The sequence below is a fragment of the Citrobacter sp. CRE-46 genome (assembly GCF_059615875.1).
The window spans coordinates 102,882-125,687 of sequence record NZ_CM184341.1 but is presented as its reverse complement, the minus strand read 5'-3'; the positions used below and the strand labels follow the sequence as shown (position 1 = coordinate 125,687).

Genomic DNA, 22,806 nt, shown 5'->3' with positions numbered 1-22,806 from the left:
CTCAAGTCCCGAACAGACAAAGATCCCGATGGATCGCGTAAAGTGCGTTAAATCCAACCGCGTTCCGCAAAAGAAACGTACTCTCCGCGCCCAATGACCAGATGATCAAGCACCCGGATATCCATGAACTGACAGCATTTCACAACACGCTCGGTGATGAGTTTATCTGCTTTACTCGGCTCTGCACAACCCGAAGGGTGATTATGGGCAAGGATCACCGCTGACGCATTCATTTTTATCGCTTCACGCACAATTTCTCGTGGATGCACCTCAACATGGCTAAGCGTGCCGGAAAAAAGTTTGCTGTGTTTAATCACACGATGTTGAGAATCCATAAAGATCACCAGAAAGATCTCGCGTTCCTCTTGCGCGAGCTGGCTTTGCAGAAATTCTCGCGCCATTTCCGGGCTAAGTAACGCGCGCTCTTCCATCACTCGCACGTTATGGTAGCGCCTTGCCAGTTCGGCAATCCCTTTAAGCTGCGCATACTTCGCCAGGCCAATACCGTGAACGTGGCTAAACGCCATATAGTCTGCTGATAACAGGCCATACAGCGAACCAAAATGCTGGATCAACTCTTTTGCCAACGTCAGCACATCTTTACCCAGAATCCCGGTGCGTAAAAAAAGCGCCAGTAGCTCAACATCGCTAAGTGAACCAGCCCCCTGCGCCAACAGCTTTTCCCGGGGCATCATACGTCCTGTATTTTCCATGCTTCCCCCTCCTTTCGCGTCCGCATAGTGGCATAACGCTTGTCGCGAATCGACGCTCTGTTATCACTTCTTCGTAGCGGCTCGCAAACTGAAGCGCGGGCAAAAGCACGACTCATTGCGGATTGTGATAAAATATCCGCCTTCTGGTGAAACCCAACAGGAAAGATCATGATGAGCCTGGCCGGTAAAAAAATCGTACTTGGCGTCAGTGGCGGCATTGCTGCGTACAAAACCCCTGAACTGGTGCGTCGTTTACGGGAACGCGGCGCTGACGTCCGCGTGGCGATGACCGAAGCGGCAAAAGCGTTTATTACTCCCCTGAGCTTACAAGCGGTTTCGGGTTATCCCGTTTCCGACAGCCTGCTTGACCCCGCCGCCGAAGCCGCGATGGGCCACATTGAGCTGGGGAAATGGGCCGACCTGGTTATTTTGGCGCCTGCTACGGCAGACCTGATTGCCCGCGTCGCCGCGGGGATGGCTAACGATCTGGTTTCAACGATTTGTCTGGCAACGCCTGCTCCTGTTGCTGTGCTGCCAGCCATGAACCAGCAGATGTACCGCGCTGCCGCGACCCAGCACAATCTGAGCATTCTTGCCTCGCGAGGTTTGCTCATTTGGGGTCCTGACAGTGGTAGCCAGGCATGTGGCGATGTCGGTCCTGGACGCATGCTGGATCCGTTGACGATTGTCGATATGGCCGCAGAACATTTCTCGCCTGTCAACGATCTGCAACATCTCAATATCATGATTACGGCGGGTCCGACGCGCGAACCGCTGGATCCCGTGCGTTACATTTCCAATCACAGCTCCGGAAAAATGGGATTTGCTATCGCAGCCGCTGCCGCAAAACGCGGGGCAAACGTCACGCTGGTGTCGGGACCTGTTTCGTTACCCACACCGCCATTTGTGCAGCGCATTGATGTGATGACCGCACTGGAGATGGAAGCCGCCGTGCAATCTGCGGTGCAACAACAGCATATTTTTATCGGCTGCGCCGCAGTCGCTGATTATCGCGCCGAGACCGTCGCCCCCGAAAAAATCAAAAAACAGGCGACGCAGGGTGATGAATTAACAGTAAAAATGGTCAAAAACCCGGATATTATCGCCGGTGTTGCCGCACTGGATGCTAATCGTCCTTTTGTCGTTGGGTTTGCCGCCGAAACAAATAATGTGGAAGAATATGCCCGGCAAAAACGCATCCGCAAAAACCTTGATGTGATCTGTGCTAACGACGTTTCGCTATCAAATCAAGGGTTTAACAGCGACAGCAACGCATTACACCTTTTTTGGCAGGATGGAGATAAAATCTTACCGCTTGAGCGTAAAGAACTCCTGGGCCAATTATTACTCGACGAGATCGTGACCCGTTATGATGAAAAAAATCGACGTTAAGATTCTGGACCCGCGCGTAGGGCAACAATTTCCGCTCCCGACGTACGCCACTTCTGGCTCTGCCGGACTTGACCTGCGTGCTTGTCTTGATGACGCCGTAGAGCTGGCGCCAGGTGCAACTACGCTGGTGCCAACCGGGTTAGCCATCCACATTGCCGATCCCTCTCTGGCGGCGGTGATGTTGCCACGTTCCGGGCTGGGCCATAAGCACGGCATCGTACTGGGCAACCTGGTCGGCCTGATTGATTCCGACTATCAAGGACAATTGATGGTATCTATCTGGAACCGTGGCCAGGACAGCTTCACGATTGAACCGGGCGAACGTATCGCGCAGATGGTATTTGTACCGGTCGTGCAGGCTGAATTTAATCTGGTGGAAGAGTTTGAAGCCACCGATCGTGGCGAAGGTGGCTTCGGCCATTCCGGGCGCAAGTAACCCGCAGAAAAGTATCCCACAGCGTAATAACGCAATAACACACCGCAAACAGCCGTTTGCGGTCGCTGTGTGGATGCCTGCCTGGCAAGAGCTTATTTTCAGGGGTATTTTGTAACATGGTAGAAAAGCAAACTGCGAAAAGGAATCGTCGCGAAGAAATACTTCAGTCTCTGGCACTGATGCTTGAGTCCAGCGATGGAAGCCAACGCATCACGACAGCGAAACTGGCAGCCTCTGTAGGCGTTTCCGAAGCGGCGTTGTATCGCCATTTTCCCAGCAAGACTCGCATGTTCGATAGTCTGATTGAGTTTATCGAAGATAGTCTGATTACCCGTATCAATCTGATCTTAAAAGATGAAAAGGACACCAGCGCACGTCTGCGTCTGATCGTTCTGCTGATTTTAGGCTTCGGTGAACGTAACCCCGGTCTGACGCGCATTCTGACCGGGCATGCGCTCATGTTTGAACAGGATCGTCTGCAAGGCCGCATTAATCAGCTTTTCGAACGTATTGAGGCCCAGTTACGCCAGGTTCTGCGCGAAAAAAGAATGCGTGAAGGCGAAGGTTACACGGTGGATGAAACGCTGCTGGCCAGCCAGTTACTGGCTTTCTGCGAAGGAATGTTGTCCCGGTTTGTACGTAGCGAATTTAAATATCGACCAACGGATGATTTTGACACCCGCTGGCCGCTGGTTGCCGCTCAATTGCAGTAACACGATTGCCGGATGGCGACTTTGTCTTATCCGGCCTGTGCAACCGTAGGCCCGGTAAGCTTAACGCCACCGGGCAATTCAGCGACGATTAAACCCCAAACTCTTCTCGGTATGCCCGCACTGCTGCCAAATGTTCTGCCATCTCAGGCTTCTCTTCCAGATACGCAATCAGGTCTTTCAGGGTAATGATCGAAATTACCTTGCAACCATAATCACGTTCCACTTCCTGAATCGCTGAAATCTCGCCACGACCGCGTTCCTGACGATCAAGAGAAATCAGTACCCCAGCAAGCGTAGCGCCATTAGCCTGAATAATCTCCATCGACTCACGAATTGCTGTTCCCGCGGTGATAACATCATCCACCAGCATGACACGCCCCTCAAGTGCGCTACCTACCAGATTACCGCCTTCACCATGGGTCTTCGCCTCTTTACGGTTAAAGCAGTACGGTAAATCTTTATCGTGGTGTTCCGCCAGCGCAACGGCAGTGGTGGTCGCAATCGGAATACCTTTGTAGGCTGGGCCAAACAGCAAATCGAACTCGATGCCGGAATCCACCAGCGCTTCGGCATAAAAACGGCCTAGCAGTGCCAGATCGCGCCCGGTATTAAATAGCCCGGCGTTGAAGAAATAGGGGCTTTTGCGCCCGGATTTCAGCGTAAATTCGCCAAACTTTAGTACCTGCTTGCTAAGCGCAAACTCAATAAACTGGCGCTGATACGGTTTCATGGATTCGCTCCTCATCTCACTTTATTACAGACAAAAAAAAGGCGACTCTTCAGTCGCCTTTAAAATCAATTTTCTAACGCCGCCTTCTGCGTCGCTACAATGGATTCGATTCCCCCTCGGGCCAATGCCAGTAGGGTGAGAAGTTCTTCATGGCTGAACGGCTCACCTTCCGCCGTGCCCTGCACTTCAATAATGCGACCATCTTCAGTCATCACTACGTTCATGTCTGTTTCTGCGGCGGAGTCCTCAACGTACTCGAGGTCACAGAGCGCTTCACCGTTGACAATGCCCACGGAAACCGCGGCAACCATCCCTTTCATCGGGTTAGTTTTCAGCTTACCGCTCGCCACCAGTTTGTTCAGCGCATCCGCCAACGCAACGCATGCGCCAGTAATCGATGCAGTACGCGTACCGCCATCTGCCTGAATAACATCACAGTCCAGCGTAATAGTGAATTCACCGAGCGTCTTCAGGTCAACAGCAGCGCGAAGTGCGCGGGCGATCAAACGCTGGATTTCCATGGTACGGCCGCCCTGCTTACCTTTCGCCGCTTCGCGGGCGTTACGGGTGTGCGTGGCGCGTGGCAGCATGCCATATTCTGCGGTGATCCAGCCCTGGCCCTGACCTTTCAGAAAACGTGGGACGCCTTCATCAATAGAAGCGGTACACAGTACTTTGGTATCACCAAATTCGACCAGCACGGAGCCTTCAGCGTGTTTTGTATAATTACGGGTCAGGGTGACGGGACGCACCTGATTGGCACTACGACCTGCTGGACGCATGATAAAATCTCCGGCTTGAAACGAATGTGGCTGCGCATTATACGGACTTCCGACGGTTATTCCTATCCTGACAAGACGTGGATGGCTATAATCCTCCCATCTCATCTTTAAAAACAGGAACGTCTATGATCCGCAGCATGACCGCCTACGCCCGGCGTGAAATCAAGGGTGAATGGGGTAGCGCAACCTGGGAAATGCGCTCGGTAAACCAGCGTTATCTGGAAACTTATTTTCGCCTGCCGGAACAGTTCCGTAGTCTCGAACCCGTGGTTCGCGAACGCATCCGCACGCGTCTGACGCGCGGTAAGATCGAATGTACGCTGCGTTTTGAGCCGGATGCCAGCGCTCAGGGCGAGCTGATTCTGAATGAAAAGCTCGCTAAACAGCTCGTGAGTGCTGCTAACTGGGTCAAAATGCAGAGTGATGAAGGTGAAATTAACCCGGTTGATATCCTGCGTTGGCCTGGCGTAATGGCAGCCCAGGAGCAAGATCTGGACGCCATTGCCGCCGAAATCCTCGCTGCGCTTGACGGTACGCTGGATGACTTTATCGTTGCGCGTGAAACCGAAGGTCAGGCGCTGAAGGCGCTGATCGAGCAGCGTCTGGAAGGCGTCAGCGCTGAAGTGACGAAGGTACGTGCACATATGCCGGAAATTCTACAATGGCAGCGTGAGCGTCTGGTGGCCAAACTGGAAGACGCTCAGGTGCAACTGGAAAATAACCGCCTTGAGCAAGAGCTGGTGCTGATGGCACAGCGTATCGACGTGGCTGAAGAACTGGATCGCCTGGAAGCTCACGTCAAAGAAACCTACAACATTCTGAAGAAAAAAGAGGCGGTTGGCCGTCGTCTGGACTTCATGATGCAGGAATTCAACCGTGAGTCGAACACTCTGGCATCCAAGTCTATCAATGCCGAAGTGACTAACTCCGCAATTGAACTGAAAGTCTTGATCGAGCAAATGCGCGAGCAAATTCAGAATATCGAGTAACCTTTACTCTACGTAGCCCGCCAGTAAACGGCGGGACTACGTGTTTTTCCCGACGTTTCGCTTCCGCCCCTTCACTTCGAATTACATTTTCTCAACGTTTATTATTACACTCCACACTTTAGATAGCATGCCATAACGCATTTATGACAAATTCGCATTAGCTATAGTTATTAAAATCGTTTCACCTTAGAAAATCTCAATCGTGACAATGCGCACAAATCGATAACCTTAGCCCCCAGCACAACAGGGGGAATACATGCTGTTACACGTTTTATATTTAATTGGTATTACTGCCGAAGCCATGACCGGCGCGCTTGCGGCAGGACGTCGCCGTATGGATACATTTGGCGTCATTATTATTGCCACTGCGACCGCCATTGGCGGTGGTTCAGTACGCGACATTCTTCTCGGCCACTATCCGCTTGGCTGGGTAAAGCATCCTGAATACGTCATCATTGTGGCGGCCGCTGCGGTACTCACCACCATTATTGCTCCTGTCATGCCCTACCTGCGTAAAATATTCCTTGTACTGGATGCGCTGGGCCTGGTGGTCTTTTCTATTATTGGCGCACAGGTGGCGCTGGATATGGGTCACGGGCCGATTATCGCCGTGGTCGCTGCGGTCACTACCGGCGTCTTCGGTGGCGTGTTACGCGACATGTTCTGCAAACGCATTCCGTTAGTGTTCCAGAAAGAGCTGTATGCTGGCGTTTCTTTTGCCGCTGCCGTGCTTTACATCGTGCTGCAACATTACGTCTCCAGCCACGATGTGGTGGTTATCTCTACCCTACTCTTCGGTTTTACCGCCCGCTTACTGGCGCTACGCCTGAAGTTGGGCCTGCCAGTATTTTATTATCGCCATGAAGGCCATTAAGGCATAAAGCCCGTAATACGCTGAGCAGCCAGCCAGTTGCTCAGCGCTATGACCTCCCTGGCCTCCAGCCACTGAATAATCTGTCGTGCCCGGCGCCCCCCCATTAAAGGGAGTTGTCGCCAGCTTTGTTCATCACGGTCCTGCAATTGTTGCCACGAAGCATCCCGACTGGCATTCAGCGTTGCCTGTGTTAACGGTATTCCCATGGCTATAACCCAACGTGTGAATGGAAGATGGCGCGACAGGTTGAACTGATGCCACATCTTCTCCCCTTTGCTTACGCCTAATGTGGACCGGAGCTGCTCCTGAGTTAATCCGAGCCAGGAAAAGATATGTTCAAAGTGATACGTCTGATGAAGGTTACGCCATCCCGCTTCACCAATACCTTCTAATTCCAGCACTTCTTTCGCGCCCAGCCAAACCAGTCTGGCAATAAACTGCTCATAACACGCCGGCGTGGCATAAAAGCAGGTCATTGAATTGAAATGTCCCACAGGCGGCGTTGGCTTAGTGCGTTGAGTGCTACGCCAGACCACTTCGTCGATACGAGGGATCCCCTGTCCGGCCAGGCTTATCAGGATCCGATCTCCAGGCGCGATATCCCATTCATTCCAGCGGCGTACAGAGCCAATATTGACGCGTTGCACTCGTTTATCATCCAGCATGACGGGTGCCAGCAGCGCGACTACGGCAATTTTCCCACTTTTACCGACTGAAAACTGAATATCTGTGACCTCGGATACCTGAGCCACGGGCGGATATTTCCATGCCGCCAGCCACTCTCCCTGCCCGGGTAACCAGTATCGCGCCTGCGGTTCTTTCCCCGATCGCACCACGACGCCATCCGTCACAAAAGGGAGTGCTGAAGTCCACCAACGGGTACGGGCATGCTCGACATCGTCCGCATTTTTCACGGGCTGGGTATAGCGTTGCGTGAAACTGAACCCGGCGGCAGTGAGTTGTTCCAGCCTTTCCGACATGACCGCCGGACCATCAGGCCAGGCCCAGATGAATATAGCCAACGAACGTAACAATTCCGGGTTGCTCTGGCGCATCATCATTCCAGCGACCTTTGAGCGGGCATTCATTCCCCCACTCTGTTGCTGGATATGCCCTTCCTGCTGTAAAAATATCTCGCCCTGCAACGTACTGTTTGCCAGCAGACCTTTGGTCTTGTGTGGTACGGAAGGTATCCGCAGCACCTTTTGCGTCCAGTCTTCACCTTTCAGGCCATTACCTCGGCTAATCGCTCTTACCAGATTGCCATTGCGATAGACCAGCGTGACCGCCACGCCGTCGACCTTTGGTTGTACCCAGAGATCGCTGCGAACACGCATCCATTGCTGTAACGCTTGCTTATCAGCCAGCTTGCGGACCCCCGTATGAGGTACTGGATGCGAGACTGTGCCACTTATTGGGGGCGCAGACAGATCAGGTGGAGCTTCATCGCCAAAACAGCGCTGCCATTGGATGAGTTGCGCATTGAGCTGGTCATAAACGCCGTCATCAACGGCGCTGACACCCTGTTTCCAGTAACTATCATTCCACTGTGTTATCTGCTGCTGTAATCGTGAAATTTCCTCGCTTGCCCGGGCTGGGGACCAGGCAGGGCATACCGCCCAAACCGGTAAATTCCAGACCAGTAAAACTATGCCAAGGCATTTCCATAGCCTCATGCTGCCTCCGCTAACCAATGTGTTTCCCGGCAGGTATAGCGCGGAGTGCAATCGAAACAGAGCGACAAAAATTCATCGTGCGAGCAGCCTTCCTGACATTTTCACGTGTTGCTGCAAATTGCCGATAAAACAGGAAACGGGTACGCAAAACGCAATAAACATGCGCAAAAAGTGTGACAAAGGCTACGTCACATAGCGGCTACGTGTATAATAAGCCCGTATGTAGGCTCTCTTTCGACAATCACATACATTAAGATACTCATGGCTCAAGGCACGCTTTATATTGTTTCTGCCCCCAGTGGCGCGGGTAAATCCAGCCTGATTCAGGCTTTATTAAAGACCCAACCGTTGTATGACACCCAGGTTTCTGTTTCGCACACCACGCGCGCACCGCGCCCGGGGGAAGTGCACGGTGAACACTATTTCTTTGTGAACCATGACGAATTCAGAGCCATGATTGGCAGAGACGCGTTCCTGGAACACGCTGAGGTTTTCGGTAATTACTACGGCACTTCGCGTGAGGCCATTGAGCAAGTATTAGCATCCGGCGTAGACGTCTTTTTAGATATCGACTGGCAAGGTGCGCAGCAAATTCGTGAAAAAATGCCGCATGCGCGCAGTATTTTTATTTTGCCGCCCTCTAAGATTGAGCTGGACCGTCGTCTGCGTGGTCGAGGTCAGGATAGCGAAGACGTGATCGCAAAACGTATGGCGCAAGCTGTTGCAGAAATGAGCCATTACGCCGAATATGATTATCTTATTGTGAACGATGATTTCGATACCGCCCTGGGCGATTTGAAAACCATCATTCGCGCCGAACGTCTGCGCATGAGCCGCCAAAAGCAGCGTCATGACGCTTTAATCAGCAAACTGTTGGCAGACTGAACCCACATTCAGTATCATGCCCAGTCATTTCTTCACCTGTGGAGCATTTTAAGTATGGCACGCGTAACTGTTCAGGACGCTGTAGAGAAAATTGGTAACCGTTTTGACCTGGTACTGGTCGCCGCGCGTCGCGCTCGTCAGATGCAGGTAGGCGGAAAGGATCCGCTCGTACCGGAAGAAAACGATAAAACTACCGTTATCGCGCTGCGCGAAATCGAAGAAGGTCTGATCAACAACCAGATCCTCGACGTGCGTGAGCGCCAGGAACAGCAAGAGCAGGAAGCCGCTGAATTACAAGCCGTTACCGCTATTGCTGAAGGTCGTCGTTAATCACAAAGCGGGTCGCCCTTGTATCTGTTTGAAAGCCTGAATCAGCTGATTCAAAACTACCTGCCGGAAGACCAGATTAAGCGTCTTCGGCAGGCGTATCTCGTTGCACGTGACGCTCACGAGGGCCAGACACGTTCAAGCGGTGAACCCTATATCACGCACCCGGTAGCGGTAGCCTGCATTCTGGCCGAGATGAAACTCGACTACGAAACGCTGATGGCTGCGCTGCTGCATGACGTGATTGAAGATACCCCAGCCACCTACCAGGACATGGAACAGCTTTTTGGTAAAAGCGTTGCAGAGCTGGTAGAAGGGGTATCGAAGCTTGATAAGCTTAAGTTTCGCGATAAGAAAGAGGCGCAAGCTGAAAACTTTCGCAAGATGATTATGGCGATGGTGCAGGATATCCGCGTCATTCTCATCAAACTTGCCGACCGTACCCACAATATGCGCACGCTGGGCTCATTACGCCCCGATAAGCGCCGCCGCATCGCCCGTGAAACCCTCGAAATCTACAGTCCGCTGGCGCACCGTTTAGGTATTCATCACATTAAGACCGAGCTTGAAGAGCTGGGTTTTGAAGCGCTGTACCCGAACCGCTATCGCGTGATTAAAGAAGTGGTAAAAGCCGCCCGCGGCAACCGCAAAGAGATGATTCAAAAAATCCTCTCGGAGATCGAAGGGCGTTTGCAGGAAGCAGGCATTCCGTGTCGCGTAAGCGGTCGCGAGAAGCACCTGTACTCGATCTACTGCAAAATGGTACTCAAAGAGCAGCGTTTTCACTCAATCATGGACATTTACGCTTTCCGCGTCATCGTTCATGACTCCGATACCTGCTATCGCGTACTCGGCCAGATGCACAGCCTGTACAAACCGCGTCCAGGTCGCGTGAAAGACTATATCGCCATTCCCAAAGCGAACGGATATCAGTCTTTGCATACCTCAATGATCGGCCCGCACGGCGTGCCTGTTGAAGTACAAATTCGTACCGAAGACATGGACCAGATGGCGGAGATGGGGGTCGCGGCACACTGGGCGTACAAAGAGCATGGCGAAACCAGCACCACGGCACAAATCCGCGCACAACGCTGGATGCAAAGCCTGCTGGAATTGCAGCAAAGCGCCGGTAGCTCGTTTGAATTTATTGAAAGCGTTAAATCTGATCTCTTCCCGGATGAGATTTATGTTTTCACACCGGAAGGGCGCATTGTCGAGCTGCCTGCCGGTGCGACGCCTGTCGACTTCGCCTACGCGGTACATACCGATATCGGTCATGCCTGCGTTGGCGCACGTGTCGACAGACAGCCTTATCCGCTTTCCCAACCGCTGTTTAGCGGTCAGACCGTTGAAATCATTACCGCACCGGGCGCCCGGCCGAATGCGGCATGGCTCAACTTCGTCGTCAGCTCGAAAGCGCGAGCAAAAATTCGCCAACTGCTGAAAAACCTTAAGCGCGATGATTCCGTCAGTCTGGGGCGTCGACTGCTTAACCATGCCCTGGGTGGTAGCCGTAAACTGGCTGAAATCCCGCAGGAAAGTATCCAGCGTGAGCTTGAGCGTATGAAACTCGCCACGCTTGACGATCTGTTAGCGGAAATCGGTCTGGGCAATGCCATGAGCGTGGTGGTAGCGAAAAACCTTCAGCAGGGCGAAGCATCGGCGAACGTTCCTGCGCAATCTGGTCATGGTCATCTGCCGATCAAAGGCGCAGACGGCGTACTGATCACCTTTGCCAAATGCTGTCGTCCAATTCCTGGCGATCCGATCATTGCCCACGTCAGTCCGGGTAAAGGTCTGGTGATTCACCATGAGTCCTGTCGTAACATTCGTGGCTACCAGAAAGAGCCAGAGAAATTTATGGCGGTGGAATGGGATAAAGAGACAGAGCAGGAGTTCATCACCGAAATTAAGGTGGACATGTTTAACCACCAGGGTGCTCTGGCGAACCTGACGGCGGCAATCAACACGACGACCTCCAATATTCAAAGTCTGAATACTGAAGAGAAAGATGGTCGTGTTTATAGCGCCTTTATTCGCCTGACCGCTCGCGATCGCGTGCATCTGGCGAATATTATGCGCAAAATCCGCGTCATGCCGGACGTAATTAAAGTCACCCGCAACCGAAACTAGAGATATGAACTCAAAACGCTATGAGCGCATTTGCGAAATGCTTGCCAGGCGTCAGCCCGATCTGACCGTCTGCATGGAGCAGGTCCATAAACCTCATAACGTTTCTGCGATCATTCGTACCGCAGACGCAGTCGGCGTACATGAAGTCCACGCCGTCTGGCCGGGTAGCCGTATGCGTACCATGGCCTCTTCTGCCGCGGGCAGTAACAGCTGGGTGCAGGTTAAAACCCACCCGACCATTAGCGATGCGGTCACGCAGTTAAAAAGCCAGGGCATGCAGGTTCTGGCGACCCACCTATCTGATAAAGCCGTCGATTTCCGCGAAATTGATTACACGCGACCAACCTGCATCCTGATGGGCCAGGAAAAAACCGGCATTACTCAGGAAGCACTCGCTCTGGCGGACCAGGACATCATCATTCCGATGATTGGCATGGTGCAGTCACTGAACGTTTCAGTTGCCTCTGCGCTGATTCTGTACGAAGCACAGCGCCAGCGACAAAATGCTGGCATGTACCGACGAGAAAACAGCATGTTGCCGGAAGATGAACAGCAGCGCTTGCTGTTTGAAGGCGGTTATCCGGTGCTGGCGAATGTCGCTAAGCGCAAAGGACTTCCCTACCCTCACGTAAACACGCAGGGCGAAATTGAAGCCGATGCAACGTGGTGGGCCACTATGCAGTCTGCGAAATAATCGCGATGAAAGGCCGTTTACTGGATGCCATCCCGCTCAACTCTCTGACGGGCGTTGGCGCAGCACAAAGCAGTAAACTGGCGAAAATTGGCTTGCACACCGTGCAGGACCTCCTGCTCCACCTCCCTCTGCGCTACGAAGACCGTACTCATCTGTACCCCATTGGCGAACTGCTGCCGGGCGTCTATGCCACCGTTGAAGGCGAAGTGCTGAACTGCAATATCACTTTTGGTGGCCGCCGGATGATGACCTGCCAGATAAGCGATGGCTCCGGCATTCTCACTATGCGCTTCTTCAACTTCAGCGCAGCAATGAAAAACAGCCTCGCCACCGGGCGTCGGGTACTGGCCTATGGCGAGGCGAAACGTGGCAAGTACGGCGCAGAAATGATCCACCCGGAATACCGCGTACAGGGCGATCTCAGCACGCCGGAACTGCAGGAAACGCTCACGCCGGTGTATCCGACCACGGAAGGCGTTAAGCAGGCAACGCTACGCAAGTTGACCGATCAGGCGCTGGATCTGCTCGATACCTGCGCCATTGCCGAGTTGCTCCCTCCGGAGTTACTACAAGGCATGATGAGCCTGCCGGAAGCGTTGCGCACATTACACCGTCCGCCGCCGACGTTACAGCTTAGCGACCTTGAAACCGGACAACACCCGGCTCAGCGACGCCTGATTCTGGAAGAACTCCTGGCGCACAATCTCAGCATGCTGGCGCTTCGCGCCGGGGCGCAACGTTTTCACGCCCAACCGCTGAGTCCTGACAATCGGCTGAAAGATCAACTGCTGGCGGCGCTCCCCTTTCAACCAACCGGCGCACAGGCCCGGGTCACTGCCGAAATTGAACGCGATATGGCGCTGGATGTCCCAATGATGCGCCTGGTGCAGGGCGATGTCGGTTCCGGTAAAACGCTGGTTGCAGCACTTGCCGCCCTGCGTGCGATTGCGCATGGTAAGCAGGTGGCGCTGATGGCCCCCACTGAATTACTGGCTGAACAGCACGCAAATAATTTCCGCAACTGGTTCGAACCTTTGGGCGTTGAAGTGGGTTGGCTGGCGGGTAAGCAAAAAGGTAAAGCACGCCAGGCACAGCAGGAAGCCATCACCAGCGGTCAGGTGCAGATGATTGTCGGCACACACGCAATTTTCCAGGAACAAGTTCAGTTCAACGGACTGGCGCTGGTGATTATCGACGAACAGCACCGTTTTGGCGTGCATCAGCGTCTGGCTCTGTGGGAGAAAGGCCAGCAGCAGGGTTTCCACCCACACCAGCTCATTATGACCGCCACCCCGATCCCGCGTACTCTGGCCATGACCGCCTATGCCGATCTCGACACGTCTGTCATTGACGAACTGCCGCCGGGGCGTACGCCGGTCACCACAGTAGCGATTCCCGACACCCGCCGTAGCGACATCATTGACCGTGTGCGCAACGCCTGCACCCACGAAGGACGTCAGGCGTACTGGGTTTGTACACTAATCGAAGAGTCTGATTTATTAGAAGCGCAGGCGGCCGAAGCCACATGGGAAGAACTTAAGCTTGCCTTACCAGAGCTGAATATTGGCCTGGTGCATGGGCGCATGAAGCCCGCCGAGAAGCAGTCGGTGATGGCCGCCTTTAAGCAGGGTGAATTACATCTGCTGGTCGCCACCACGGTGATTGAAGTGGGTGTGGACGTGCCGAACGCCAGCCTGATGATCATTGAAAACCCGGAGCGATTAGGCCTGGCGCAGTTGCACCAGTTGCGTGGCCGCGTAGGCCGCGGCGCCGTCGCTTCCCACTGCGTCCTGCTCTACAAATCGCCGCTGTCAAAAACGGCGCAGAAACGCCTGCAGGTTCTGCGGGACAGCAATGACGGGTTCGTGATTGCACAAAAAGATTTAGAGATCCGCGGACCCGGCGAGCTGTTAGGTACGCGCCAGACCGGAACGGCAGAATTCAAAGTAGCGGATTTATTGCGCGATCAGGCCATGATTCCGGAAGTTCAGCGTATAGCCCGCCATATTCACGAACGTTATCCGCAACAGGCTGCCGCGCTGATAGAGCGCTGGATGCCGGAAACCGAACGTTACTCCAACGCATAATCGACTTATCGCGGCGGATGTTACTCCGCCGCACAGCCGTTATTGCGCAAAAATCGGCAGCAGCAGATACAGCTTAATCACTAACGCGTTGACGATATCGATAAAGAACGCCCCCACCATCGGCACCACCAGGAACGCCATATGGGATGGTCCGAAACGTTCGGTAATTGCCTGCATGTTAGCAATCGCCGTTGGCGTTGCGCCAAGCCCAAAACCGCAGTGGCCGGCTGCCAGTACAGCGGCATCGTAGTTTTTGCCCATCATGCGCCAGGTAACAAATACCGCGTACAACGCCATAAAAATCGTCTGCACAACCAGTATCGCCAGCATCGGCAGCGCCAGAGATGCCAGCTCCCACAGTTTCAGGCTCATCAGCGCCATCGCCAGGAACAGCGACAGGCTCACGTTGCCCAGCACTGAAACCGCCCGTTCGAACACCCGATAAAAGCCCATGAGCGCCAGGCCATTACTGAGGATCACACCAACAAACAGCACGCAGACGAAGGTCGGCAGTTCGAGCACCGTTCCGACCAGCATTTGCGCAACGATTTTACCTACCGTCAGACAGATAGCGATCAGCGCGATAGTTTCAATCAGCACCAGCGAGGTGATTATGCGTCCAACGTCCGGCTTTTCAAACGCGGTCGGTACAGCCTGATCGTCCGGCATACCGTCAGGCGTGGTGGAGTGTTTAACCAGATAGCGCGCCACCGGGCCGCCAATCAGCCCCCCCAACACCAGACCAAAGGTCGCGCAAGCCATTGCGACTTCAGTCGCATTGGTAAAACCGTAGCGCTCAATAAATAACTTGCTCCACGCAGCCCCGGTTCCGTGTCCGCCAGAGAGCGTGATCGAACCGGCAATCAGGCCCATCAACGGATCCAGGCCCAGCAGGCTCGCCATACCGATACCGATGGCGTTCTGCATCAACAGCAGTCCCACAACGACAATCAGAAAAATACCCACCACGCGGCCACCGGCGCGCAGGCTGGCGATATTAGCGTTCAGGCCGATGGTAGCGAAGAACGCCAGCATCAGCGGATCGCGCAGGGTCATATCGAAGTTTACTTCCCAGCCCATGCTTTTTTTCAGCACCAGCAACGCAATCGCCACCAGCAATCCACCGGCTACAGGTTCGGGAATGGTGTATTTTTTCAGGAAGGAGACAGACTGGACGAGCTTACGTCCCAGCAGCAATACAAGGGTTGCCGCAACCAGAGTAGATAACGTATCGAGATAAAACATTTACAGCTCCATTAGTGCGTTTAGCACAATCACGCACGATGCATTCCAGACCGATTTTTTAGCTCTTATTGAGTTTTCGGGGTGGATTTTAAGCAGAAAATGATGAAAAGTTATATAAAAAAGTTTGTTTATCCGTTTTAAATATTAAGAATAACTGCTGGCAAACGTTTGCTTTTCCGCCCTGGTCAGATAAAATCACCGCTTTTCCATTATGGGATTGCCTCTGATGTCCGTTAACGCCGTAGAGTCAACAAATGCGCAACCGGTTGCGCAGACTCACAACAGTGAACTGATTTACCGTCTTGAAGATCGCCCCCCGTTAGCCCAGACCCTGTTTGCCGCCTGTCAGCACCTGCTGGCCATGTTCGTCGCGGTGATCACCCCGGCGCTGTTAATTTGCCAGGCACTCGGTTTGCCAGCTCAGGATACTCAACACATTATCAGTATGTCGCTGTTCGCTTCCGGCGTAGCTTCTATCATTCAGATCAAAGCCTGGGGGCCGGTTGGTTCCGGGCTGTTATCTATTCAGGGCACCAGCTTTAATTTTGTTGCGCCGCTGATTATGGGTGGCACGGCGCTAAAAACCGGTGGCGCAGATGTCCCAACCATGATGGCGGCCCTGTTCGGTACGCTGATGTTAGCGAGCTGCACTGAAATGGTTATCTCGCGTGTACTGCACCTGGCGCGGCGTATTATTACCCCGTTGGTCTCAGGCGTGGTGGTGATGATTATCGGTCTGTCGCTGATTCAGGTGGGTCTGACGTCGATTGGCGGTGGTTATGCCGCAATGAGCGATAACACCTTTGGCGCACCGAAGAATTTACTGCTGGCTGGCGTTGTGCTGGCGCTGATCATCCTGCTTAACCGCCAACGCAACCCGTACCTGCGCGTTGCGTCCCTGGTGATTGCGATGGCGGCAGGCTACCTGCTGGCATGGTTTATGGACATGCTGCCGCAAAATACCGCACCGGTAAGCCAGGACCTGATCATGGTGCCAACGCCGCTGTATTATGGCCTCGGTATCGACTGGAGCTTACTGCTGCCGCTGATGCTGGTCTTTATGATTACGTCGCTGGAAACCATCGGTGATATTACGGCGACCTCCGATGTTTCCGAACAGCCGGTTTCTGGTCCGCTGTATATGAAACGCCTGAAAGGCGGCGTGCTGGCGAACGGTCTGAACTCGTTTGTTTCCGCCGTGTTCAATACCTTCCCGAACTCTTGTTTTGGTCAGAACAATGGGGTCATTCAGTTAACGGGCGTAGCCAGTCGTTACGTCGGTTTTGTGGTGGCGCTGATGCTGATAGCATTGGGCCTGTTCCCGGCAGTTAGCGGTTTTGTACAGCATATTCCTGAACCGGTATTGGGCGGCGCAACCCTGGTAATGTTCGGTACTATCGCCGCATCTGGCGTGCGTATTGTCTCTCGCGAGCCGCTGAACCGCCGCGCTATTTTGATTATTGCGCTGTCGCTGGCCGTTGGCCTGGGTGTCTCCCAGCAGCCGCTGATTCTGCAATTTGCCCCGGATTGGGTGAAAAATCTGCTCTCCTCAGGCATTGCCGCAGGCGGTATCACCGCTATCGTTCTGAATCTTGTGTTCCCACCAGAGAAGCAATAAGCAAAATGCGGCGTTGGCTCTGAATCAACGCCGCTGTAACGCTCTTTCACCATTCCTGCCTTGAGCATTGCCTCTAAATCGTGCATAACTTGACTATGTGCACTTCGCGGGATGGAAGACCATGAAATTTATTGGAAAGCTGCTTCTTTACGTGCTGATCGCCTGTGCAGTGGCGATTCTCGGCCTTTATTTTCTACTGCAAACCCGTTGGGGCGCAGAGCACGTCAGCGCCTGGGTCTCAGAGAACAGCAGCTATCATCTGGCATTTGATGCTATCGATCACCGGTTTTCTTCCCCTTCCCATATTCTGCTGGAAAACGTCACCTTTGGTCGCGATGGCCAGCCCGCAACGCTGGTCGCTAAAACGGTCGATATTGGGCTGAGCAGTCGCCAAATCACCGACCCACGGCACGTAGACACTATCCTCTTGCAAAACGGCACGCTGAATCTTTCCCAGCAAACCGCACCGCTACCGTTCCAGGCCGATCGCCTGCAGTTACAGGATATGGCGCTCAACAGCCCCGGCAGCGAGTGGAACCTGAGCGCCCAGCGCGTGAACGGCGGCGTGATTCCCTGGAGCCCTGAGGCAGGTAAAATTCTCGGCAGCAAAGCACAAATTCAGCTCAGCGCCAGCTCATTGACGCTGAACGATGTCCCAACCACCAACGTATTGATTGAAGGCAGCATTGACCATGGTCGGGTGACGCTCAGTAATATTGGCGCAGACGTCGCGCGTGGCGCATTAACCGGCGTGGCGCAGCGCAATACCGACGGTAGCTGGGTGGTAGAGAATCTGCGCCTGAACGATATCCGGCTGCAAAGTGACAAATCGCTGGCCGACTTTTTTGCGCCGCTAACCACTATTCCATCCTTGCAAATTGGTCGTCTGGAAGTGACGGATGCCCGTCTGCAAGGTCCTGACTGGGCGGTCACGGACCTTGATCTGAGCTTGCGCAACATGACGTTTAGCAAAGATGACTGGCAAACACAGGAAGGAAAACTGTCGATGAACGCCAGCGAGTTTATCTACGGTTCACTGCATTTCTTCGATCCGATTCTGAACGCCGAGTTCTCGCCGCAGGGCATTGCGCTGCGCCAGTTCACGACCCGCTGGGAAGGGGGAATGCTCAGAACATCCGGAAACTGGATGCGTAACAACAAAGCGCTGGTTCTCGACGATGCCGCGATTGCCGGCCTGGAATATACGCTACCGGAAAACTGGAAACAGCTATGGATGAAGCCTCTGCCAGCCTGGCTAAACAGCCTGACGCTGAAGAAATTCAGCGCCAGCCGTAATCTGGTGATCGACATTGACCCGGCCTTCCCGTGGCAACTCACCGCCCTGGACGGTTACGGTGCTAACCTCGGGCTGGTACAGAACAACCAGTGGGGGATCTGGAGCGGTAACGCCACGCTCAACGCCGCTGCTGCCACCTTTAATCGCACCGACGTGCGCCGTCCTTCGCTGGCGCTCACGGCGAACAACAGTACCATCAATATCAGTGAACTAAGCGCCTATACAGAAAAAGGGCTGCTGGAGGCCACCGCCAGCATTTCGCAACTGCCTCAGCGTCAGGCACAGGTCAGCCTGAACGGGCGCGGCGTGCCAATGACCATCCTGCAACAGTGGGGCTGGCCAGCACTGCCGCTTTCCGGCGACGGTAACATTCAACTCACCGCCAGCGGCAACATTCAGGCCGATACGCCGCTCAAACCCACAGTCAACGGCCAGTTACATGCGGTGAATGCAGAGAAACAGCAGGTCACGCAGACCATGCAGGCGGGTGTGGTATCAGGTAGTAACGTTGCCTCACCCGTTACGCAGTGATTATTGCCCGGTGGCGCTTCGCTTACCGGGCCTACCACTCATAAACGCTTATATTCACTGCATAACAACCACTTCACCGGCTCGTCTTCTTCTATCGTCGGGAAACGACCGCCCGGTTCAAGGAAGTGATTGTCATGCTGGTCGTCATTGACCATCGAGATTTCCCAGCCCAGCACAAAAGCTTTCTCAGCCCAGAAACGATGATACAACCGCGGCGGCAGACACACTCCCTGCCCCGGTTTTAGCACCAACGTATCACCGGATTTAACGGTACGCCGCTGACCATCGACGCTAACATCAACAATGCGCCGAGTGTCATACCCGTCATCGGGCGTGGACCACGCCAGCTGCATACACAAATCACCGCCGCCGCGGTTAACGATATCTTCCATCTTATGGCGATGAAAATGCCACGGTGTTTGTTGATCCTGCTGAATTTGCAGCATCTTTTCGGCATACGGTTTGGGGTAATCGGCTGACCCCATCAGACCATTGCGCAATGTCAGTAACGTCAGCCCGATTTGCGCAAAATCCCCGCGTCCAAAGTCGGTAACGTCCCAGCCCAGCTGGAGATCGCGCACTTCACGCCACAAAGCAGGGTCCTGTTGTCGCCAGGCGTCGACCGTTAAATACGCAAAATCAGGCAGACAGACCCGAAAGGTCTCGGCGATGGCATGCGCTTTATCGATGACATAATTAATATATGAACGCTTCATTGCACTTTTCCTTGTTGCGAAAGAGGCGGGTCACCCCGCCTGCATGCCGTTAGTAAAGTGACGCTTTGCCGGTTGAGCCAAACAGTTTCATTTTGTGGCGAATCACGTCCCGCGCGGCGCTGATGGCTTCCGGGTAGATGACGTTCGGGTCCCACCAGGTCTCTTTTGCCAGGATTTCGCGGACTTTCTGGAAGTAGGCGTATTTCATATCGCTGGAAATGTTGATTTTGCCCACGCCGAGCGTAACGGATTCAGCGATTTCCGCATCCGGGTTCGCGGAACCGCCGTGCAGCACCAGCGGAATGTCCACCCGCCCGGCGATATCGCGCAGGATGTTCATTTGCAGCTCTGGCTGCATCCCTTTCGGGTAGATCCCGTGCGCGGTGCCAATCGCCACTGCCAGCGTATCGGCCCCGGTACGGGCGATAAAATCCTGCGCCTGGGCGGGATCGGTGTAGGTAACCTTCGACACACCGCCTTCCACGGACGTTCCGGTCTGGCCAATCGTTCCCAGCTCGCCTTCAACCGAAACACCTACCGCATGCGCCAGCTTGACCACTTCGCGGGTCAGCGCCACGTTCTCTTCATACGGCAGCAGCGAGCCATCAATCATCACCGAGGTAAATCCACACTGAATTGCCCGCAGGACATGCTCTACCGAAGCGCCGTGATCCAGATGCAAAGTAAAGGGGACCGGGCTACGCAGGGTGATATCTCGCACATAGCTAAAGAACGCATCGCCGAGGAAATCATGTTCGCTGGGGTGAATGGAGATAATCGCTGGGGTGTTGGTCGCTTCCGCTTCTTCCACCACCGCACGCACAAAGCAGCTATCCGCTACGTTGAATGCGCCGATGGCAAAACCGTGCTGACGGGTCGGTTGCAGTAATTCTTTCATCGAAACTAACATGTTAATTCTCCAGTTTCAGGGTGTAGAAAGCCCTGCCAGTGCGTCATCGCAGAGGCATAAAAGGCGTTACAGAAAATGAATCAGGCCTGGTCGATAGCGCCGCTGGCCTGTAGATACGGAATAATGGCTTCCTCGCAGGCCTGCTCCATCAGGGCCAGAGCATCAACAAGTTCGCAGGATGTGTCGCGACACAAGGTGTGCAATAGCGCGGCCTTTCCGGCTTCGAAGACCGCCGCGCCAACATTAATCTTGGCGACGCCAAACGTCGGGCAACGCTGTAGCTGGTCAAACGGCGTCCCGCTACCACCATGCAGCGCCAGCGGCACCGTTGATAAACGGGCAATTTCCTCCAGCCGTTGAAAATCAATGGCTGGCGTTACGCCCGGCGCGTACATACCGTGCGCCGTACCAACCGACACCGCCAGTAAATCAATCCCGGTCTGTTGGATAAATGGCTCCACGTCAGCGGCCTGAGTCATCAAATCAGCGTTAGCGGCATGGTCATAGCGCGGGGCGTCGGCCAGGTGGCCCAGCTCGCCTTCCACGCACAGAGAAATGCTGGCTGCGAGCTCGACCACCGCCCGGGTCTGGCGAATGTTTTCTTCCAGCGCAAAGGCGGAGGCGTCGATCATTAACCCGCTGAATCCGGCGCGAAAAGCCTGGCGAATGCGTACAGGATCCTTTCCATGATCTAACGCCAGCGCGATCGGTACCGAAGCTTCCGCTGCCAGCGCTTTGACCACCGCCGCCGCTATCGGTGCCGGAAAATGGTCCAGATGCCCCTGATACAGATTCAGAATAATGGGCGCACGGTGTTTCTCTGCCACCCGCACCGCCGCACGGGCGCTTTCCAGGTTCATACAGTTGATAGCCAGCAGCGCATACTGCCCGCGCCAGGCTTTCGTCACCATGCTTTTCATATCGGCAAACATACGGCCTCCGGTTATTCCAGGGTGAAGGTGATCTCTTCGTCTTTCAGCTTTTGATCGCTGAGCTCATCAAACTCTTCGTCACGCTCGGTCACCGGTTTCTTCCACAGCGATAGCATGACGCCGCAAATCACCGTCCCGATCCCCAGCGCCAGGCAAAACAGCAGCGGATGCGTAAAGAGTGGAACCACAAACATGCCGCCGTGCGGTACCGGGCTTTCGACGCCCCATACCATAATCAGGCCTCCCGCTATCGCCGAGGCCACCACGCAGGAGCCCACCACGCGCAGCAGATCACGCGCCGCAATCGGAATAACCCCTTCGGTTATCATGCAGATCCCCATCGGGAATGCCGCTTTCAGCGCCTCACGTTCCGCACGGGTGTACTTGTGGCGCGTGAGCAGGAAGGAGAGCGTAATGCCGAACGGAGGGATTATCGAACCGACAAACTTCACCGCTTCGGGGCCATACACGCCGCTGACCAGCATGCCGTCAGCGAACAGCGACATGGTTTTATTCACCGGACCGCCGAAGTCGAATGTCGCCATTGCGCCGAGAATGGCGCCCATCAGGAAGCGTGACCCGCCTTGCATGGACTCCAGCAGATGAATTAGCGCGTCCTGCAGCCAGGCTATCGGCTTGCCAATCAGCGTCATCATCAGCAACCCGCCGATGACGGTGCTCAATACGGGCAGCACCATGATGGGCATCAGACCCTGCATCGACTGCGGTAAACGGATATAGCGTTTGAGCAGCAGGACGGTATAGCCAACCAGAAAGCCGCCCAGCATCCCGCCAATAAAACCGGTATGAATTTCGCCGCAGACAAAGCCGACAATCAGACCCGGCGCAAATCCGGGGCGATCGGCAATGGAGTACGCAATCGCCGCGCTAATCAGCGGCACGATTAACCCCATCCCCCAGCCGCCAATCTGATTGAGCATCCAGGGGATAGTTCCTGTTTTTTCACCCACGTTAGTACCGCCAAGTATTTGTCCGAGGGCAATACAGATCCCGGCGGCTACAATTAACGGGATCATCCACGAGATCCCCGTTAATAAATGTTTTTTTATTTCCTGAGATAGCGGAATTTTATTTTCACTCATGTGAAATCCCTCCAGAATGAGGA

The 22,806-nt window shown here is 54.2% G+C and carries 21 protein-coding genes; 12 read left to right on the top strand and 9 right to left on the bottom strand.

What is annotated here, in order from left to right:
* Positions 1 to 47: 47 nt before the first annotated feature.
* Entirely contained in the window at positions 48 to 713 is a 666-nt protein-coding gene (radC, locus tag AC534G_RS00590; protein ID WP_038635368.1) for a RadC family protein, read from the bottom strand.
* A gap of 171 nt (positions 714 to 884) precedes the next feature.
* Between radC and coaBC the strand changes: the two genes are divergently transcribed.
* The 3 genes from coaBC (at position 885) to slmA (ending at position 3,254) form a co-directional block, all read left to right on the top strand.
* The gene (coaBC, locus tag AC534G_RS00585; RefSeq protein WP_110498772.1) at positions 885 to 2,105 is read left to right on the top strand and encodes a bifunctional phosphopantothenoylcysteine decarboxylase/phosphopantothenate--cysteine ligase CoaBC; all 1,221 of its coding nucleotides are present in this window, start codon (positions 885 to 887) and stop codon (positions 2,103 to 2,105) included.
* Positions 2,083 to 2,541 (top strand): dUTP diphosphatase, encoded by a 459-nt coding sequence (dut, locus tag AC534G_RS00580; protein WP_006687626.1) that lies wholly within the window; start codon positions 2,083 to 2,085, stop codon positions 2,539 to 2,541. Before coaBC ends, dut begins: the two co-directional genes overlap by 23 nt.
* 116 nt (positions 2,542 to 2,657) lie before the next feature.
* Positions 2,658 to 3,254, top strand: coding sequence for a nucleoid occlusion factor SlmA (gene slmA / locus AC534G_RS00575; RefSeq protein WP_003024060.1), 597 nt, complete (start codon positions 2,658 to 2,660; stop codon positions 3,252 to 3,254).
* 88 nt (positions 3,255 to 3,342) lie between these two features.
* Here the strand turns inward: slmA and pyrE are convergent, their stop codons facing one another.
* Both pyrE and rph read right to left on the bottom strand, forming a co-directional pair.
* On the bottom strand, positions 3,343 to 3,984 hold the full coding sequence (pyrE, locus tag AC534G_RS00570) for an orotate phosphoribosyltransferase (RefSeq protein WP_061066836.1): 642 nt from the start codon (positions 3,982 to 3,984) through the stop codon (positions 3,343 to 3,345).
* A 65-nt stretch (positions 3,985 to 4,049) separates the two neighbouring features.
* On the bottom strand, positions 4,050 to 4,766 hold the full coding sequence (gene rph / locus AC534G_RS00565) for a ribonuclease PH (protein WP_003024054.1): 717 nt from the start codon (positions 4,764 to 4,766) through the stop codon (positions 4,050 to 4,052).
* 125 nt (positions 4,767 to 4,891) lie between these two features.
* Here rph and AC534G_RS00560 point away from each other — a divergent pair, with 125 nt between their 5' ends.
* Both AC534G_RS00560 and AC534G_RS00555 read left to right on the top strand, forming a co-directional pair.
* On the top strand, positions 4,892 to 5,755 hold the full coding sequence (locus tag AC534G_RS00560; protein WP_006687630.1) for a YicC/YloC family endoribonuclease: 864 nt from the start codon (positions 4,892 to 4,894) through the stop codon (positions 5,753 to 5,755).
* Positions 5,756 to 6,011: 256 nt separating this feature from the next.
* On the top strand, positions 6,012 to 6,629 hold the full coding sequence (locus tag AC534G_RS00555) for a trimeric intracellular cation channel family protein (protein ID WP_038635410.1): 618 nt from the start codon (positions 6,012 to 6,014) through the stop codon (positions 6,627 to 6,629).
* Here the strand turns inward: AC534G_RS00555 and ligB are convergent.
* Complete coding sequence (gene ligB, locus AC534G_RS00550; RefSeq protein WP_110496477.1) at positions 6,626 to 8,305, bottom strand: NAD-dependent DNA ligase LigB; 1,680 nt, start codon at positions 8,303 to 8,305, stop codon at positions 6,626 to 6,628. The two genes, AC534G_RS00555 and ligB, sit on opposite strands and share 4 nt — an antisense overlap.
* Positions 8,306 to 8,566: 261 nt before the next feature.
* Between ligB and gmk the strand changes: the two genes are divergently transcribed.
* Genes gmk through recG form a run of 5 tightly spaced genes read left to right on the top strand, consistent with a single transcriptional unit; the run spans position 8,567 to position 14,431 of the window.
* A complete protein-coding gene (gene gmk, locus AC534G_RS00545; protein ID WP_038635416.1) occupies positions 8,567 to 9,190 on the top strand; it encodes a guanylate kinase in 624 nt (207 codons plus the stop codon).
* Positions 9,191 to 9,244: 54 nt separating this feature from the next.
* On the top strand, positions 9,245 to 9,520 hold the full coding sequence (rpoZ, locus tag AC534G_RS00540) for a DNA-directed RNA polymerase subunit omega (protein WP_000135058.1): 276 nt from the start codon (positions 9,245 to 9,247) through the stop codon (positions 9,518 to 9,520).
* Between the two features lie 18 nt (positions 9,521 to 9,538).
* Positions 9,539 to 11,650 (top strand): bifunctional GTP diphosphokinase/guanosine-3',5'-bis pyrophosphate 3'-pyrophosphohydrolase, encoded by a 2,112-nt coding sequence (gene spoT / locus AC534G_RS00535; protein WP_038635422.1) that lies wholly within the window; start codon positions 9,539 to 9,541, stop codon positions 11,648 to 11,650.
* Between the two features lie 4 nt (positions 11,651 to 11,654).
* Positions 11,655 to 12,344: a tRNA (guanosine(18)-2'-O)-methyltransferase TrmH gene (gene trmH, locus AC534G_RS00530; RefSeq protein WP_042311553.1), complete on the top strand. Its 690-nt coding sequence runs from the start codon at positions 11,655 to 11,657 to the stop codon at positions 12,342 to 12,344.
* Positions 12,345 to 12,349: 5 nt separating this feature from the next.
* Entirely contained in the window at positions 12,350 to 14,431 is a 2,082-nt protein-coding gene (gene recG, locus AC534G_RS00525; protein WP_110496475.1) for an ATP-dependent DNA helicase RecG, read from the top strand.
* Between the two features lie 39 nt (positions 14,432 to 14,470).
* On the opposite strand, the gene gltS is transcribed toward recG, so the two are convergent.
* Entirely contained in the window at positions 14,471 to 15,676 is a 1,206-nt protein-coding gene (gltS, locus tag AC534G_RS00520; RefSeq protein WP_006687638.1) for a sodium/glutamate symporter, read from the bottom strand.
* A 226-nt stretch (positions 15,677 to 15,902) separates the two neighbouring features.
* On the opposite strand from gltS, the gene xanP reads away from it, so the two are divergent.
* Together xanP and AC534G_RS00510 are read left to right on the top strand one after the other, a co-directional pair.
* Positions 15,903 to 17,294 carry a xanthine/proton symporter XanP gene (gene xanP / locus AC534G_RS00515; protein ID WP_038635433.1) on the top strand — a complete coding sequence of 464 codons (1,392 nt, stop codon included), beginning with the start codon at positions 15,903 to 15,905 and terminating at the stop codon, positions 17,292 to 17,294.
* Positions 17,295 to 17,415: 121 nt separating this feature from the next.
* Complete coding sequence (locus tag AC534G_RS00510; protein ID WP_110496473.1) at positions 17,416 to 19,122, top strand: AsmA family protein; 1,707 nt, start codon at positions 17,416 to 17,418, stop codon at positions 19,120 to 19,122.
* Positions 19,123 to 19,160: 38 nt separating this feature from the next.
* On the opposite strand, the gene AC534G_RS00505 is transcribed toward AC534G_RS00510, so the two are convergent.
* The 4 genes from AC534G_RS00505 to AC534G_RS00490 all read right to left on the bottom strand — a co-directional run bounded on the left by AC534G_RS00505 (position 19,161) and on the right by AC534G_RS00490 (position 22,783).
* Positions 19,161 to 19,838 (bottom strand): D-lyxose/D-mannose family sugar isomerase, encoded by a 678-nt coding sequence (locus tag AC534G_RS00505; protein ID WP_110496471.1) that lies wholly within the window; start codon positions 19,836 to 19,838, stop codon positions 19,161 to 19,163.
* Positions 19,839 to 19,887: 49 nt separating this feature from the next.
* A complete protein-coding gene (locus tag AC534G_RS00500; protein ID WP_006687642.1) occupies positions 19,888 to 20,748 on the bottom strand; it encodes a ketose-bisphosphate aldolase in 861 nt (286 codons plus the stop codon).
* Positions 20,749 to 20,828: 80 nt separating this feature from the next.
* Entirely contained in the window at positions 20,829 to 21,680 is an 852-nt protein-coding gene (locus AC534G_RS00495) for a class II fructose-bisphosphate aldolase (protein WP_110496469.1), read from the bottom strand.
* A gap of 11 nt (positions 21,681 to 21,691) precedes the next feature.
* A complete protein-coding gene (locus AC534G_RS00490; RefSeq protein WP_042311543.1) occupies positions 21,692 to 22,783 on the bottom strand; it encodes a PTS fructose transporter subunit IIC in 1,092 nt (363 codons plus the stop codon).
* Between the last annotated feature and the right edge of the window lie 23 nt (positions 22,784 to 22,806).

Excerpts from the sequence above, each read along its gene's own strand:
- ligB (WP_110496477.1), bottom strand. The coding sequence starts at position 8,305 with ATGAGGCTATGGAAATGCCTTGGCATAGTTTTACTGGTCTGGAATTTA.
- recG (WP_110496475.1), top strand. The coding sequence starts at position 12,350 with ATGAAAGGCCGTTTACTGGATGCCATCCCGCTCAACTCTCTGACGGGC.
- xanP (WP_038635433.1), top strand. The coding sequence starts at position 15,903 with ATGTCCGTTAACGCCGTAGAGTCAACAAATGCGCAACCGGTTGCGCAG.
- AC534G_RS00495 (WP_110496469.1), bottom strand. The coding sequence starts at position 21,680 with ATGTTTGCCGATATGAAAAGCATGGTGACGAAAGCCTGGCGCGGGCAG.
- AC534G_RS00560 (WP_006687630.1), top strand. The coding sequence starts at position 4,892 with ATGATCCGCAGCATGACCGCCTACGCCCGGCGTGAAATCAAGGGTGAA.
- slmA (WP_003024060.1), top strand. The coding sequence starts at position 2,658 with ATGGTAGAAAAGCAAACTGCGAAAAGGAATCGTCGCGAAGAAATACTT.
- gltS (WP_006687638.1), bottom strand. The coding sequence starts at position 15,676 with ATGTTTTATCTCGATACGTTATCTACTCTGGTTGCGGCAACCCTTGTA.
- AC534G_RS00500 (WP_006687642.1), bottom strand. The coding sequence starts at position 20,748 with ATGTTAGTTTCGATGAAAGAATTACTGCAACCGACCCGTCAGCACGGT.
- AC534G_RS00505 (WP_110496471.1), bottom strand. The coding sequence starts at position 19,838 with ATGAAGCGTTCATATATTAATTATGTCATCGATAAAGCGCATGCCATC.
- radC (WP_038635368.1), bottom strand. The coding sequence starts at position 713 with ATGGAAAATACAGGACGTATGATGCCCCGGGAAAAGCTGTTGGCGCAG.
- AC534G_RS00490 (WP_042311543.1), bottom strand. The coding sequence starts at position 22,783 with ATGAGTGAAAATAAAATTCCGCTATCTCAGGAAATAAAAAAACATTTA.
- gmk (WP_038635416.1), top strand. The coding sequence starts at position 8,567 with ATGGCTCAAGGCACGCTTTATATTGTTTCTGCCCCCAGTGGCGCGGGT.
- pyrE (WP_061066836.1), bottom strand. The coding sequence starts at position 3,984 with ATGAAACCGTATCAGCGCCAGTTTATTGAGTTTGCGCTTAGCAAGCAG.
- coaBC (WP_110498772.1), top strand. The coding sequence starts at position 885 with ATGAGCCTGGCCGGTAAAAAAATCGTACTTGGCGTCAGTGGCGGCATT.
- trmH (WP_042311553.1), top strand. The coding sequence starts at position 11,655 with ATGAACTCAAAACGCTATGAGCGCATTTGCGAAATGCTTGCCAGGCGT.
- rpoZ (WP_000135058.1), top strand. The coding sequence starts at position 9,245 with ATGGCACGCGTAACTGTTCAGGACGCTGTAGAGAAAATTGGTAACCGT.
- AC534G_RS00555 (WP_038635410.1), top strand. The coding sequence starts at position 6,012 with ATGCTGTTACACGTTTTATATTTAATTGGTATTACTGCCGAAGCCATG.
- AC534G_RS00510 (WP_110496473.1), top strand. The coding sequence starts at position 17,416 with ATGAAATTTATTGGAAAGCTGCTTCTTTACGTGCTGATCGCCTGTGCA.
- dut (WP_006687626.1), top strand. The coding sequence starts at position 2,083 with ATGATGAAAAAAATCGACGTTAAGATTCTGGACCCGCGCGTAGGGCAA.
- rph (WP_003024054.1), bottom strand. The coding sequence starts at position 4,766 with ATGCGTCCAGCAGGTCGTAGTGCCAATCAGGTGCGTCCCGTCACCCTG.